The sequence below is a fragment of the Pseudoxanthomonas sp. LjRoot127 genome (genome assembly GCF_964253495.1).
GTDB lineage: Bacteria > Pseudomonadota > Gammaproteobacteria > Xanthomonadales > Xanthomonadaceae > Pseudoxanthomonas_A.
The window spans coordinates 3,141,373-3,155,478 of sequence record NZ_CAXUQR020000001.1 but is presented as its reverse complement, the minus strand read 5'-3'; the positions used below and the strand labels follow the sequence as shown (position 1 = coordinate 3,155,478).

Genomic DNA, 14,106 nt, shown 5'->3' with positions numbered 1-14,106 from the left:
GATGTGGGAGCGACGTAAGTCGCGATTGCTTTAGAAGCTCGCGACTTACGTCGCTCCCACATCCACCCTCCCGTGTGCTCAGCGGTTGCGGACGGCCGCCAGGATCTCGCCCGACTCCACCAGCCGGACGGCGGTGGCGACTTCGCCATCGAGCGCGCGGTCGCGATCGAGGAACGGGATCTTCGCGCGGATCGCCGCGTGCGCAGCCGCCACGGCGTGGCCGGGATGGAACGCGTCACTGGAAGCCAGCGCCACGCGCAATGCTTCGACTTCGGCAAGAAACGCGTCATGCCCGCTCGCGCCATGCTGCGGACCACCCGACACCTTCACTGCCAATCCTGCCGCATCGGTGCGATCCGACAGTGCGCGTGCGGCGTTGATCATGTCGCGGCGCAGGTCCAGTGCCTGCGCCGCGGTGTACAACTCCAGCGCCAGCACCTTGCCCAGGTCCTGCACCATCGCCAGCACGTGGCGTGCTTCGTTGGCGCCCATCGAGACGTGGTCTTCCGCGTTCGCGCTGGTCGGCACCGAGAACACGCTGGCCGGGTGCGCACGGCTGGCCAGGTCGTTGACGATGGCCGCCGCCGAGTACTGGACGATCATATGGCCCGACTCGGTGCCATCCTCGTTGCCGATCAGGAACGCCGGCAGGCCGTCGTTGGTGGCCGGGTCCACCAGCTTGTTGAGGCGGCGCTCGGAGATCGACGCCAGCGTCGGGATGGCGGCCTTCACGTAGCTCATCGCCAGCGCCAGCGGCATGCCGTGGAAATGGCCGGCGGAGATCACCTGCTCTTCCACGTGATCGGCCTGCTTGTCGGGGAACACCAGCGGATTGTCGGTAACCGCGTTGAGCTCGATCTCCAGCACGCGCTTGGCCTGCTCGACCGCATCACGCACGGCGCCATGCACCTGCGGGATGCAGCGCAGCGAATAGCTGTCCTGCGGCTGGTGCTTCTTGCCACCGCGGAACGGCATGAAGCGGTCGTAGAACTTCTCGCGGCCGTGGCGCTGGTCGGCTGGCACCCAGTCCCAGCCGATGTCGAAACGCAGCGCCTGCGCCTCGGGCGTATCCCAGCTGCGCGGCAGCCACGGACGGAACTTCGGCACCAAGTGGTACGGGATGTCGGCCAGCGTCGAGCCGTCGAGCAGGTCGCGCAATCGCGCGGCCACATGTACCTGGCCCGGATGCGGACGCAGCGCATGCACTTCCTCGGCGAACGCACCGAGACGGCCGGCGAAGGCATCGATGGTCATCGCGGCCGCCAGATCGGCGGTGTCCAGCAATTGGTCGAGCCGGTAAGTCGCCAGCACGCCCATCGCCAGCATCTGCGCCGTGCCGTTGTTGAGCGCCAAGCCCTCCTTGTACGACAGGCTCACCGGCGACAGGCCGGCAAGCGCCAGCGCATCGGCACCGGCCATCCGCTCGCCCTGGTAGAACGCTTCGCCGCCCCCCAGCAGCACGATGGCAAGGTGCGACAGCGGCGCCAGGTCGCCCGACGCCCCCACGGAGCCCAGCGAAGGCACCACCGGGACGATGCCCGCGTTGAGCATCGCCGCCAGCGCCTGCAGCGTTTCCACGCGAATGCCGGAGTGGCCCTTCAGCAGGGTGTTGATGCGGATGCCGAGCATGGCGCGCACGATCTCCGGCGCCATCGGCTCGCCCACGCACACGGCATGGGTGACGATCAGGTTGTACTGCAGCTCTTCGTGCAGCGAGCGGCCGGACTTCACCGCGCCCGGCAGCTCGTCGCGCAGCGGATGCGCGCCGAGCAGCTTGTCGGCATTGCTGCCGAAGCCGGTGGAAACGCCGTAGATCGGCTCTTCGCGGCGGACCTGTTCGGCCAGGAAGTCGGCGGCGCGCGCCACGTCCTTCAGCGCCCCCTTGTCCAGCTCGACGCTGGCACCGAAGGCGATCTCGACCAACCGGTCGCGCGTGAGCGATGCACCATCCAGCAGGATCGGCTTCATGTCAGCGTCCCGCCAGTGCGCGGGCCTGTTCCAGCTCGACCTTCAGGCTGCTGGCCAGTTCCTCGCGCTTCACGTCGAACTGCTGCTCGCGCAGCAGGTCCTTGACCGTCACCACGCCGCGCGCGAGTTCGTCCTCACCGGCCAGCACCACGAAGCGGATGCCGGCCCGCGAAGCGTACTGGAACTGCTTGGCCAGCTTGCGGCTCTCCATCTGCACTTCGGTGTTGATGCCCGCCGCACGCAGGCGGCGCGCGATGTCGAGCGATCCGGCCAGCTGGCCATCGTCCATCAGCGCGACCATCGCCTGCACGCTGCTCTCGTCGCTGCCCGCGATCAGGCCGGCTTCGCGCAGCTGCCAGAAAAGGCGGGTCAGCCCGATCGAGATGCCCACGCCCGGCAGCTTCGACTTGGTGTAATGGCTGGCGAGATCTTCGTAGCGGCCGCCGGAGCAGATCGAGCCGATCTGCGGGTAGCCGTCCAACTGCGTCTCGTAAACGGTGCCGGTGTAGTAATCCAGGCCGCGCGCGATGGAGAAATTCAGGCAGTACGCGCTTTCCGGCACGCCCAGTGCCTTGACGAGGTCCAGCACTTCGCGCAGTTCGGCGATGCCCTGATTGAAGGTGTCGCTGCCCTGCCCCAGTGCGTCGAGCCTGGCCAGCGCATCGGCGTGGCCGGTGCTGCGCACGGCGACGAAATCGAGGATGCGGTCGACGCCCTCGGCCGACATGCCGTAGCCTTCGCCAGTCAGCGTCTCGCGCACGTAGTCGGCGCCACGCTTGTCGAGCTTGTCGACTTCGCGCAGCACCAGCGCCTGCTGTTCGCCGTCGGTGACGCCCTGGGCTTCGAAGAAACCGCGCATCAGCTTGCGGTTGTTCAACTGGATGGTGAAGTCGCCGATTCCGAGTTCGCTGAAGACGGCGTGGATCACCGCCAGGATCTCGGCATCGAAGCGCACGCTCAGCGCGTCCTTGCCGATCACGTCGATGTCGCACTGGTAGAACTCGCGGAAGCGGCCGCGCTGCTGGCGTTCGCCGCGGTAGACGCGCTGGATCTGGTAGCGGCGGAACGGGAAGGTCAGTTCATGCTCGTGCTCGGCCACGTAGCGGGCCAGGGGCACGGTCAGGTCGAAACGCAGGGCCAGCTCGGGCAGGCCTTCGCCCTCCTTCGCCAGGGCGCCGGTGGACTGGACGAAGTAGACCTGGCGCTCGGTCTCGCCGCCGGACTTGGTCAGCAGGGTCTCGGACAGTTCGAAGACCGGCGTTTCCACCGGCAGGAAGCCGAAGCGCTCGTAGTTCCGGCGGATGGTGTCCAGCATGCGCTGGAAGGCGATCTGCTCGCGCGGGAGCAGCTCCATGACGCCAGGCGGGGTACGGGGCTTGATCAAGGGACACTCCGGCTTTCGTGAACGCCGCATTTTACGTGGCCGCCGCAGCCCCCGCAGCTTTTACGGGGGCCGGCCGGGCAGAGATCCGGATCCGGCATCCAAGTCTTGCCTCGGCCGGGACCCTTCACTACAATGGCGCGCTCAGTCGGGGTGTAGCTCAGTCTGGTAGAGCGCTACGTTCGGGACGTAGAGGTCGCAGGTTCGAATCCTGTCTCCCCGACCAATAGATTCAACTAGTTAGGCCGCCTGAGAGGGCGGCCTTTCTTGTTTTTTTTTGCGGCCGTTCTCAGCATGCTTGCACAGGAACTACACCGGCGCTTCGGGGGAGCAAGTGAACGTTCGGCTGAAAGAGTGGATGAGGCTCGACTACTTCAATCCAGAGCCGATACTTGTTGCATTGCGCGCCTATGGTCAGAGCGAAGAGTTACTGAGCCAGCCATACAAGGTCGCCTCGCTCCGCACGCAGGAACTGAAGCCATATCTTGAGCGACGTCAATGCACTCTATTCGCATACTTCATGTCCCATGTTGTTGGATCCCAAGTTGACGTCGCATATTGTGAGGCCGACGACTACGACTCCGTAATGCGATACCGGATGGGCGATGAGATTCGATACGTACCTGTACAGATGAAGGAACTGGTACCTGAATTCCTAAATCCCCAGCAGTCGCTGCAGCAACTACTGGACGGACTTAAGTGTCGCTATCCAGACTCTGCAGATCTCACCGTTGCAGTGCATGTGAACCGCGATATGAAGATCAGATGCACTGACTTGAATCTGGATGGCTTTCGATTGAAGAGTCTTTGGCTGTTTGGCGGGAACTCGGAAGACCAGATCGAGTGGCGAGTCATTGGAGACCTGCTATCGCCGTTCAGCGCCAGCAAAGTGCTGCGCTATCCCGGCGCATAGAAAGCCGTTACCTACGAAACGCGAGTTGGGAAAACTCGACGACCTCAACAATGAACTGGCCAGAGATTTCAGCCCAGTGCCGTAGGATGCGTTGAGCCAGAAGCGATACTCATCATGAGTCATTCGTGCCACCGACGATGGGTATCGCTTCGCTCAACCCATCCTACGTATTGGACCCGCCTGAGAAGCCTCAGCGCAGCAAGTCCGGATGCCGCACCTGCCCTTCCCCACGCACCACAAACCGCTCCACTGTCAGCGCGTCCAGCCCCATCGGTCCATACGAATGCAGGCGCGTGGTCGAGATACCAATCTCCGCACCCAGCCCGAGCTCGCCACCATCCGAGAAGCGCGACGACGCGTTGACCATCACCACGGCTGACCGCAATGCGTTGAGGAACGTCTCCGCATGCTCCGCATCGCGGGTGACGATGACCTCGGTGTGGTCCGACGTGTAGCGTCGGATATGCGCGATGGCGGCGTCCAGATCGTCCACCACGCCGACGGCGATCACCAGATCGAGGAACTCGGCAGCGAAGTCCTCCTCGGTCGCGGCCACTGCGCCCGCCATCAGTGCCCGCGCCGTATCATCCGCGCGGATCTCGACACCCCGCGCACGCAGCGCTTTCGCCGCACGCGGCAGGAACGTCGGCGCGATATCGCGATGGACCAGCAGCGTCTCCAGTGAATTGCAGGCCGATGGCCGCGATACCTTGCCGTCCAGCAGCAGCGCCAGCGCCAGGTCTTCGTCGGCGCCCGCGTCCACGTACTGGTGGCAGACGCCCTTGTAGTGCTTGATGACCGGCACGCGCGCATGCTCGGCGACGAAGCGGATCAACCCTTCGCCGCCGCGTGGAATGACCAGGTCGATCGCGTCGCTGAGCTGGATCAGCTCCAGGATGGTCTCGCGACGCAGGTCCTCGACCAGCGTCAGCACCGCCTCCGGCAACCCGGCCTCGCGCAGCGCACGCTTCAATGCCCCCGCGATCGCAGTGTTGGAATGGATCGCTTCCGACCCGCCGCGCAGGATCACCGCATTGCCAGCCTTCAGGCACAGTGCCGCGGCGTCGGCGGTGACGTTCGGGCGTGCCTCGTAGATCATCGCGATCACGCCCAGCGGCACGCGCACGCGCTCCACATGGATGCCATTGGGCCGGTCGTAGGCGCGGGTCACCTGCCCGACGGGGTCCGGCAGGTCCGCCACTTCGCGCACGGCGGCGGCGATGCCCTGCAGGCGTGCGGCATCCAGACGCAGGCGATCCAGCATGGCGCTGCCGATGCCTTTCGCCGACGCCGCCTCGAGATCGCGTGCATTGGCAGCCAGGATCGCGGCTTCATCGGCCAGCAGGGCATCGGCCATCGCACGCAACAGGGTGTTCTTCCCTTCCGTCGGCAGGGATGCGATGGCCGTCGCTGCGTCGCGACATTGCAGGGCCAGCGTCTTGATGTCGGTCATGCGATTTCCTTGCTCAGGATCGGTCATGGAACCCATGGCCTTGTAGGAGCGCTCTCGGGCGCGATGATTTCCGATCTGGAATCCCGGGCTGGAGCATCGCGCCCGAGGGCGCTCCTACAAAGACATCGGATGCGCGATGGACGTGCCTCACAACAGCACCAGGTCGTCGCGATGGACGACGTTCTCGCCGTAGGTATAGCCAAGAATGCCTTCGATCTCCCGCGAATGGCGGCGCGCGATGCGGCGGATGTCGACCGCGGAATACTGGCTGACACCTCGCGCAATGCGGCGGTCGCCGTCCCCATCGCGCAGCACCAGTTCGACCATGTCGCCGCGCCGGAAGTCGCCCTCTGCGGTCGCTACGCCGCCAGGCAGCAGCGACGCGCCTTTCTCGCCCATGGCGATCGCCGCGCCTGCGTCGACCACGATGGCCCCCGCTTCCACCGGCACGTTGCGCAACCAGTACTTGCGGGCCGCCAGCCGGTTCTGTGCCGGACGGAAGCGTGTACCGAGCAACGCGCCACGCGTCAGCGCAGACAGCGTGGCCGCCTGCGTGCCGTTGAACAGGAACGTCTCGATGCCGGCGGCCGCCGCCTTGGCCGCCGCCTCGAGCTTGGTGTGCATACCGCCGGTGCCGACACCACTGCCTGCCCCGCCGGCCATGGCGAAGAAGGCCGGCGTCAGCGCTTCTACCTCCAGGATCGGCTGCGCATCGGCGTGCGTGCGCGGGTTGCCGGTGTAGAAGCCATCGATGTCAGTGGCGATGAACAAGGCATCGGCATCGACCAGCGCGGCCACGACCGCGGCGAGGTTGTCGTTGTCGCCGAGCTTTAGTTCATCGACGGAGACGGTGTCGTTCTCGTTGATCACCGGCAGTGCGCCCAGGGCCAGCAGCGCCTGCAGCGTGGCGCGCGCGTTGAGGTAGCGGCGGCGGTTGCGCAGGTCATCGTGGGTCAGCAGCACCTGCGCGACCGGACGGTCGAAGAAGCGCTGCCACAGCGCGATCAGCTGTGCCTGCCCCAGCGCGGCCAGCGCCTGGCGTTCCGCCATCGCGACGCCGGACTGCGGCTTGCGATGCAGCAGGCCGCGGCCCGCGGCCACCGCACCGGACGAGACGATGACGACTTCGCGCCCGGCTGCAATGCTGGACGACACGAATTGCGCCAGGTTCAGCGCGTGGCGCGGACTGAGCCCCTCGCCTTCCGCCGCCAGCAGGCTGCTGCCCACCTTGAGCACGGCGCGACGCCAGGCCGGCAACGGTTGTTCGGTGAACGGTGGCGGCGTGGCGAGGGTCATCGGATCAGCTCAGCGGGTGTTCCATTCGTAAACCGTCAGGTCTGACGTATAGGTCAGCGCCAGGGGATCGCGCGCGGCGATCGCCTTGGCCTCATCCAGCGAGGCGACATTCACCAGCACATACGCGCCGCCGCTCCTGTCGCTGAAGCCACCGGTCATTTCCAGCTGCCCGGTCGCACGCAGTTCGTCGAGAAACGCGAGATGCGGTGCGATCACCGCGTCGTCGAACGACGGGCGACGCATCGCCATGACAAGGTAGCGGATCACAGCGCGTCCCAGCGGGCGAGCAGTTCATCCAGGCGCAGGTCGGCGGCCGCACCGGGCGACACGCGCGCGGCGAGGCTGCCTTCCGGCGTGCGTCCCTGACCTGCGCTGTCGGCCGATGCTGCGGCCGCCTTGTAGGCCTCGCGGAACGGGACGCCGGCCACTGCGGCCTCGACGGCGACATCGGTGGCGTACATGCCGGAATCTATCCCGGCACGCAGCCGGTCCTCGCGCCATTCGAGGTTGGCAAGCAGCGCAGGCAGCAGTTCCAGCGCCGGCAGGCCGCGGCCGAAGCCATGGAAGATCGCGCCCTTGCTGGCTTGCAGATCGCGGTGGTACCCCGACGGCAACGACAGCAACTGCTCGATCTCCGTGCGCGCCGCCGCCACGCTGGCGTGGGTGGCGCGCATCAGTTCGATGACGTCGGGATTGCGCTTGTTCGGCATGATCGAACTGCCCGTCGTGTACTGCGCAGGCAGCGCGACGAAGCCGAATTCCGCGCTGGTGAACAGCGACAGGTCCCAAGCGATGCGGCGCAGGTCCAGGGTCGCGCCGCCCAGCGCCTCGAGCGCGGCCAGCTCGAACTTGCCGCGCGAGAGCTGTGCGTAGATGGGGCTGACCTGCATGCGCGCGAAGCCGAGCGCGGCGGTGGTGTGCTCGCGGTCCAGTTTCAGGTTGACGCCGTAGCCCGCCGCGGTGCCCAGCGGGTTGGCATCGACCAGCTTCAGCGTGTCGCGTGCGCGCGTGGTGTTGTCGATGAAGGCTTCCGCCCAGCCCGCCCACCACATGCCGGCGGACGAGACCACGGCCCTCTGGATGTGGGTGTACCCGGGAAGCGGCAGCCCGCGCTCGGCCTGCGCGCGGTCCAGCGCCACCTTGGCGATCTCGCGCGACAGCACGGCCACGCGCGCCAGCTTCTCCTTCAGCCACAGGCGCGTGGCGACCAGGATCTGGTCGTTGCGGCTGCGGCCGGTATGGATCTTGCGGCCTGCATCGCCCAGCCGCTCGGTCAGCCGGGCCTCGATGGCGGAGTGGCCGTCTTCGTAGCGTTCGTCGAGGACGAAGTCGCCGCGACGGAAATCATCCGCCAGCAGCGCCAGCTCGCGCTTGAGGCCCGTCAGTTCGTCGCCGGACAGGATGCCGATGCGCTGCAGGCCTTCGGCATGCGCCGTGCTGGCCTGGATGTCGTGCAGGAAGAATTCGCGGTCCAGCACCACGTCGTCGCCGGCCAGGAATCGCTGGATCTCCGCATCCACTGCCACACCGGGCTTCTGCCACAACAGGTCGCTCATGCCGTCGTCTCCTGCGGAATGCTGTCGTGTTCGTCGAATCCGAACGCGAGGTTGAGGTTCTGCATCGCCTGCGTCGCCGCGCCCTTCAGCAAATTGTCGAGTGTCGCGACCACGACCAGGCGCTTGCCGCCCGGCGCCAGGGTGAAGCCGCCGATCTCGACGCCATGCCGGCCGGCGATGCGGCTGACCCACGGCGCCTCGTCCAGCACCCGGATCAACGGTTCGGCCGCATAGCGATCGCGGTAGAGCGCACGGATGTCTTCGATCTTCGCCGGCTGCTGCAGCCACAGGTTGACCGTCATCGTGATGCCGCGGAAGTGCGGCGCGACGTGCGGCATGAATTCGACGGGCAGCCCCAGGTGGCGGCTGACCTCGCGCTCGTGCATGTGGTCCGCCAGCGCGTACGGCATCAGGTTGTCGCGCAGCAGGTCGGTGTTGTTCTTGTCCGACGGCGAGGTTCCGGCGCCGGAATAACCGGACACACCAAAACATTGCGGCGGACCCGCCAGGCGACCGAGCAGCGGCGCGATCGCCAACTGCATGGCGGTGGCATAGCAACCGGGATTGCTGATGCGCTTCTCGCCGGCGTACCGCTGCCGGGTCAGTTCGGGCAGGCCGTAGTACCAATGCTCGTCGAAGCGGAAATCCGCCGAGAGATCGACCACCACGGTGTCCGGCGCCTGTGCATCGATGGCGGCAACCAGCTCGGCCGCCTTGCCGTTGGGCAGCGCCAGGATCACGGCATCCGCGCCTTTGCCACCGACCTGCTCGTGGCTCAGGTTCTCGTAGCGCAGCTCGCCTGCGAACTCGGGAATGTGGTCGCTGACCTTCTGCCCATCCAGCTCGCGCGAGGACACGAACGCCAGCTCAAGGTGCGGATGGCGGGCGATCAGGCGGATCAACTCGGCGCCCGTATGGCCGCGGGCGCCGACGATGCCGACGGTCTTGGTGGTGCTCATGGGGAATCCTGTTCGTGCCGGGCGAGCTTCGCCAGCAGGTTGCGCTTCACCGCCGGCCATTCGCCATCGATGATCGAGAAGACGACGGTGTCGCGCGGCGATCCGTCGGCATGCCGCTTGTGGTTGCGCAGCACGCCGTCCTGTTTTGCGCCGAGCCGGGCGATCGCCGCACGCGAGCGATGGTTGAACCAGCTGGTCTCGAAGACCACGCTGATGCAGCCAAGTCTCTCGAAGGCATGCGTGAGCAGCAGCAGCTTGGTCTCGGTGTTGACACCCGTGCGCTGTACGTCGGGCGCATACCAGGTGTAGCCGATGCTGAGCTTGGGCACGTCGGATTCCAGTCCGTAGAACCGGGTGCTGCCCACGATGCGGCCGCCCGCATCCCGCACCACGAAAGGCAGCACGCGGCCGTCGGCCTGCGCCGCGAGCACCGCATCCACATAGCCCGCCGCATCCGCGGCTTTCGGCACCTGCGTGAACCACAAGGCCGCCAGTTCGTCGCCGGCCAGCGCCGCGCGCAGGCCGTCCACATGGTCGCGCGACATCGGCTCGAGGCGCGCATGGCGGCCCGCCAGGACTGGTACCTTCTGCCATGCCGTCGGGATCGAAGCGACCATCTCAGTCCTTCAAGGTCGGCAGGCGCGTGCGGCAATGCGCCACGCAGCGCTCGATGTCGGCGAAACCATCGATGCCGTACCAGAACACCTTCCACTTCTCCTGCTTGTAGCAGCCGTCGGACTCGGCGTAGTAGAAGATGTTGACCTGGTTGTTGTGGCGGGAGCGCCAGAACAATTGAGGATTCTCCTCGCGCATCACGTGCCACACGGCACGGCCCAGGCCTTCGCCCTGCGCATCGTCGAGCACGGCGAACTTGTCGAGATAAGCAAAGCCTTCCTCGCGGGTGAGGATCAGCGCGGTACGGTAGTTTTCGCTGATGTAGACGCGGTACGGCGCGGTGCGCTCAAAGTAGTCCGGCAGCAGCGTGCGGCCGAAGCTGGATTCGATCAGCGTCTTCAACCGCGGCAGGTCCACGCCTTCCCAGCCCCCCTCGAAACGCAGCACGCGCTCGCCCTTGCGCACCAGCGTGCCGGAGCCGCGATGGGTGAAGAGTTCCTTGGCCAGCTCCGCCGGCTTGGTGATGGAGACCGACGAGGTCAGCGGCAGCCGGTCCAGCAGATCCTTGATCTGTTCGATCTTCACCCGCATGCCGCCGTTGATCCAGGGCTGCGCCATCAGCTCGTCGTACTCGGTCGACAGGTTGATCGAATCGATGACGCGGCCTTCTGCATCCAGCAAGCCACCAGTACCGGTCAAGAAGATGATCTTGTACGGCTGCAGCACCTGTACCAGCTCGTTGGCGGCGAAGTCGGCATTGATGTTGAGGATCTGGCCGCCGACGGTTTCGCCCATGCTGGCGATGACCGGGATGGAGCCGGCCTTCAGGCTCGCCTCGATCGGCGCCTGGTTGATGCGGGTGACGTCGCCGACCAGGCCGTACGTGGCTTGGTCCTTGTACTCGGCTTCGAACACACCCGAGACGATGGACGTCGCGCGTGCACCGACCTGCTGCAGGGCTTCGACCAGCGCGAGGTTCTGCTGCAGGAACACCTTGCGCACGATCGCCAGCACTTCGGGCGTGGTCACGCGCAGGCCGTTGACGGTCTGTTTGGTGATGCCGGCCGCCGTCATTTCCTCATCCAGCTGCGGCCCCGCGCCGTGCACGACGATGGGCGTCAGGCCGACTTCCTGCAGGAAGGTCAGCGAGGATGTCAGCGACTCGAGGTCGTCGCGCAGCACGGCGCCACCCACCTTCACGACGGCGAAGCGCTTGGCGTCCAGCTGCGAGAAGCGCTTGACGTATTGCGAGATCTCCTTCGCGCTGGCCATGCTGGACAGCAGGCGGATGATGGTTTGACGGGTTTGCTTGTTCGATTCCATGTCTTCTTGCTTTTCGTAGGGTGGGCCCTGGCCAACCACATCTTCGGTTGCGCATGGCGGGCCGAGGCCCGCCCTGCGACGCTACTGGAGGATCCTCGCCACGCTGTCGGCGTATTGCTGCAACTGCTCCAGCGATACCCACTCGTCGGCGGTATGGGCTTGGGCGATGTCGCCCGGGCCGTAGACGAAGGCGGTCAGGCCGGCGGCGGAGAACAGCGACGCCTCCGTCCAGAAGTCCACGGCATTGCCGATCGGCAGGCCGAGTTCGTCGGCGAGGTCGCGTGCGGCGAGGCGGCGCTCCTCCGCGCGCGCGACATCGCCAGACGGCAGCGACGGGCCACGGAAGGTTTCTTCGTAGTCCGCCAAGGCATCGGGATTGGCGAAACCACGGAACGTCGCGTGCAGGTCGGCGGGATCCTGCGAAGGCAGCGGACGGAAGCCGAACCGCACCTCGGCGCTGGGCGCGATCATGTTGGCCTTGATGCCACCCTCGACCCGACCGATGTTGAATCGCAGGCCGGTCAGCCCGCCGAAGCGCAGGTGATGCTGGGCCTGCACGAAGTCCAGCGCCGACGTGCCCCAGCGCATCGCGTTGTGCAGGGCGCTCAACGACAGCGCGTTCTCGGCGGAGGCGTGCCCGGCCTGCCCCGTGAACGCCATCCGGACGGCACTGATGCCGCGGTGTGCGAGCACCGCCTGGCACTGCGTCGGCTCGGCGATGATCGCTTCGCCGAAGCCATGGTCGCGCGCGAGGAAAGCGGCGATGCAGCGCGCATCGTTCGCTTCTTCGTCCGTCGTGAACAGGAACGCCGCATCGCCCTGCGTTACCTGTGCGGCGGCCACGAGTGCCGCTGCCGCGCCCTTGATGTCACAGGCACCCAGGCCGATCGCGCGGTCGCCTTCGATGCGCAGCACGTGCGGATCGGCGCTCCATGCCGGCGAGGACGGCACCGTGTCCAGATGCACGTTGAACACGCGCTTCGGCTGGCCGCGCACGGCGAAGAACGACACCGCGCCCGCGCCGTGATCAGTCACCTCGATACGGAAATCGGGCAGCTGGGTGCGCAGGTAGTCGAAGATCCCGCCGGTATCGATGTCGCGGGGCGGGTTGCGGGTGTCGAACGACACCAGCGCTTCGAGATGAGTCAAGGTGCTGGTCAGTAATTCCGTCATGCGAGTGATCCGTAAGGATTCTGTCGGGCTTCGATCCATACGCGTTGATCGGGGTGATGTTCGCCAATGACGTCCACCGCATGCACGATGTCGTCTTCATTGGTGAACACCATCGTCTCCGCGAAGCGCGTCAGTTCGATGCCTTGATGCGCTTGGAACGCCGCGCTTGAGATAGCGGACGCGCTGCACCAAATGCTGTCGCGGCCCGGAAGGGCCATGGCGATCGCATCCTGCAAACCATCAGGTGTCAACGCGAGGAAGACCATCAGCGATTAATCTCGGCCCACAGGGTCGAGCTCATGCCGAACAGCTTGATGAAGCCTTCGGCTTCCTCGACACCCCAGTCGGCCGACTGCGCGTACGTCGCGCCCTTGGCATTGAGGATGTGCGGGGACTTCACAGCGACCGCATCGACACGGCCGCCGCGGGTCTCCAGCACCACTTCGCCGTTGACCGTGGCCTGCGAAGACTGCAGGAACGCCTCCAGGTCGGCCTTGAGCGGATCGTGGTAGAAGCCTTCGTACACCAGCTCCACCCACTTGCGCGCGATCTCGGGCTTGAAACGGTTCTGCTGCTTGGTCAGCACGGCCTCTTCCAGCGCGCGGTGCGCCGCCAGCAGCGACACCAGGCCCGGCGCTTCGAACACGATGCGGCCCTTCAGGCCGATCACGGTGTCGCCGGTGTAGACGCCGCGGCCCACGCCGTAAGGCGCGAACAACGCATTCAACTTCGCCAGCAGCGCAGCGCCGGCGACCGGCTGGCCGTCCAGGCTGACCGCCTCGCCGTTCTTGAAGCCGACCGTGACGCGCAACGGTTCCACCGGCCATTCGGCGCGCGGTGCGCACCAGCCACGGGCGCCTTCGCCCGGGGCGGACCAGGTGTCGATCTCGCCGCCGGACATGGTCAGGCCGAGCAGGTTCTCGTTGATGGTGTAGCTCTTCTGCTTGGCACGCACGCCGAAGCCACGCTCTTCGAGATACGCCTGTTCGTAGGCGCGGGTCTGGGTGTGTTCCTTCTGGATCTCGCGGATCGGCGCCACGATGCGGTAGTCGCCGCTGGCCTTGACCGCGAGATCGAAGCGCACCTGGTCGTTGCCCATGCCGGTGCAGCCATGCGCAATCGCGTTCGTGCCCAGTTCGGCCGCCCGCTTCAGCGCGGCGTCGACGATCAGGTAGCGGTCGGACACCAGCAGCGGATACTGCCCCTGGTAGCCCTCGCCGGCCCACACGAACGGCCGGACGAAGCCGTCCCAGATCGCCGGGCCGCCATCCACGGTGACGTGGCTGGCCACGCCCAGGTCGGCGGCGCGCTGTTCGATGTAGGCGCGTTCCTCGGCATCCACGCCGCCGGTGTCGGCGAACACGGTGTGGACGTTCCAGCCGCGCTCCTTCAGGTAGGGCACGCAGAAGCTGGTGTCGAGGCCGCCGGAGAAGGCGAGGACGATGTCTTTGGACTGGTTCATGGGGGTG

General features: G+C 66.3%; 13 protein-coding genes and 1 tRNA gene. 2 read left to right on the top strand and 12 right to left on the bottom strand.

Going from position 1 to position 14,106, the window contains the following annotated elements:
- Positions 1 to 78: 78 nt before the first annotated feature.
- A complete protein-coding gene (locus ACSQ19_RS14855; protein WP_435998006.1) occupies positions 79 to 1,968 on the bottom strand; it encodes an HAL/PAL/TAL family ammonia-lyase in 1,890 nt (629 codons plus the stop codon).
- A 1-nt stretch (position 1,969) separates the two neighbouring features.
- Entirely contained in the window at positions 1,970 to 3,352 is a 1,383-nt protein-coding gene (hisS, locus tag ACSQ19_RS14850) for a histidine--tRNA ligase (protein WP_435998004.1), read from the bottom strand.
- Between the two features lie 146 nt (positions 3,353 to 3,498).
- Here hisS and ACSQ19_RS14845 point away from each other — a divergent pair.
- Positions 3,499 to 3,575, top strand: a tRNA-Pro gene (locus ACSQ19_RS14845).
- Positions 3,576 to 3,707: 132 nt separating this feature from the next.
- On the top strand, positions 3,708 to 4,262 hold the full coding sequence (locus tag ACSQ19_RS14840; RefSeq protein WP_299342081.1) for a hypothetical protein: 555 nt from the start codon (positions 3,708 to 3,710) through the stop codon (positions 4,260 to 4,262).
- A 190-nt stretch (positions 4,263 to 4,452) separates the two neighbouring features.
- Here ACSQ19_RS14840 and ACSQ19_RS14835 read toward each other — a convergent pair whose 3' ends face one another.
- The 10 genes from ACSQ19_RS14835 to ACSQ19_RS14790 all read right to left on the bottom strand — a co-directional run bounded on the left by ACSQ19_RS14835 (position 4,453) and on the right by ACSQ19_RS14790 (position 14,099).
- A complete protein-coding gene (locus ACSQ19_RS14835) occupies positions 4,453 to 5,742 on the bottom strand; it encodes a glutamate-5-semialdehyde dehydrogenase (RefSeq protein WP_343229806.1) in 1,290 nt (429 codons plus the stop codon).
- Positions 5,743 to 5,862: 120 nt separating this feature from the next.
- Complete coding sequence (gene proB / locus ACSQ19_RS14830) at positions 5,863 to 7,011, bottom strand: glutamate 5-kinase (RefSeq protein ID WP_299342076.1); 1,149 nt, start codon at positions 7,009 to 7,011, stop codon at positions 5,863 to 5,865.
- A gap of 9 nt (positions 7,012 to 7,020) precedes the next feature.
- The gene (locus tag ACSQ19_RS14825) at positions 7,021 to 7,260 is read right to left on the bottom strand and encodes a YciI family protein (protein ID WP_436000999.1); all 240 of its coding nucleotides are present in this window, start codon (positions 7,258 to 7,260) and stop codon (positions 7,021 to 7,023) included.
- A gap of 14 nt (positions 7,261 to 7,274) precedes the next feature.
- Positions 7,275 to 8,567 carry an argininosuccinate lyase gene (argH, locus tag ACSQ19_RS14820; RefSeq protein ID WP_435998001.1) on the bottom strand — a complete coding sequence of 431 codons (1,293 nt, stop codon included), beginning with the start codon at positions 8,565 to 8,567 and terminating at the stop codon, positions 7,275 to 7,277.
- Complete coding sequence (gene argC / locus ACSQ19_RS14815; protein WP_435997999.1) at positions 8,564 to 9,526, bottom strand: N-acetyl-gamma-glutamyl-phosphate reductase; 963 nt, start codon at positions 9,524 to 9,526, stop codon at positions 8,564 to 8,566. The genes argH and argC overlap by 4 nt, the downstream gene beginning before the upstream one ends.
- Positions 9,523 to 10,143 (bottom strand): GNAT family N-acetyltransferase, encoded by a 621-nt coding sequence (locus ACSQ19_RS14810; RefSeq protein WP_435997997.1) that lies wholly within the window; start codon positions 10,141 to 10,143, stop codon positions 9,523 to 9,525. The genes argC and ACSQ19_RS14810 overlap by 4 nt, the downstream gene beginning before the upstream one ends.
- Before the next feature lies 1 nt (position 10,144).
- Positions 10,145 to 11,464, bottom strand: a complete 1,320-nt coding sequence (locus ACSQ19_RS14805; protein WP_435997995.1) for an acetylglutamate kinase — start codon at positions 11,462 to 11,464, stop codon at positions 10,145 to 10,147.
- 81 nt (positions 11,465 to 11,545) lie between these two features.
- The gene (locus ACSQ19_RS14800) at positions 11,546 to 12,637 is read right to left on the bottom strand and encodes an acetylornithine deacetylase (RefSeq protein ID WP_435997993.1); all 1,092 of its coding nucleotides are present in this window, start codon (positions 12,635 to 12,637) and stop codon (positions 11,546 to 11,548) included.
- Positions 12,634 to 12,903, bottom strand: coding sequence for a hypothetical protein (locus tag ACSQ19_RS14795; RefSeq protein WP_299342065.1), 270 nt, complete (start codon positions 12,901 to 12,903; stop codon positions 12,634 to 12,636). Before ACSQ19_RS14795 ends, ACSQ19_RS14800 begins: the two co-directional genes overlap by 4 nt.
- The gene (locus ACSQ19_RS14790) at positions 12,903 to 14,099 is read right to left on the bottom strand and encodes an argininosuccinate synthase (RefSeq protein ID WP_299342062.1); all 1,197 of its coding nucleotides are present in this window, start codon (positions 14,097 to 14,099) and stop codon (positions 12,903 to 12,905) included. Before ACSQ19_RS14790 ends, ACSQ19_RS14795 begins: the two co-directional genes overlap by 1 nt.
- Positions 14,100 to 14,106 lie beyond the last annotated feature (7 nt).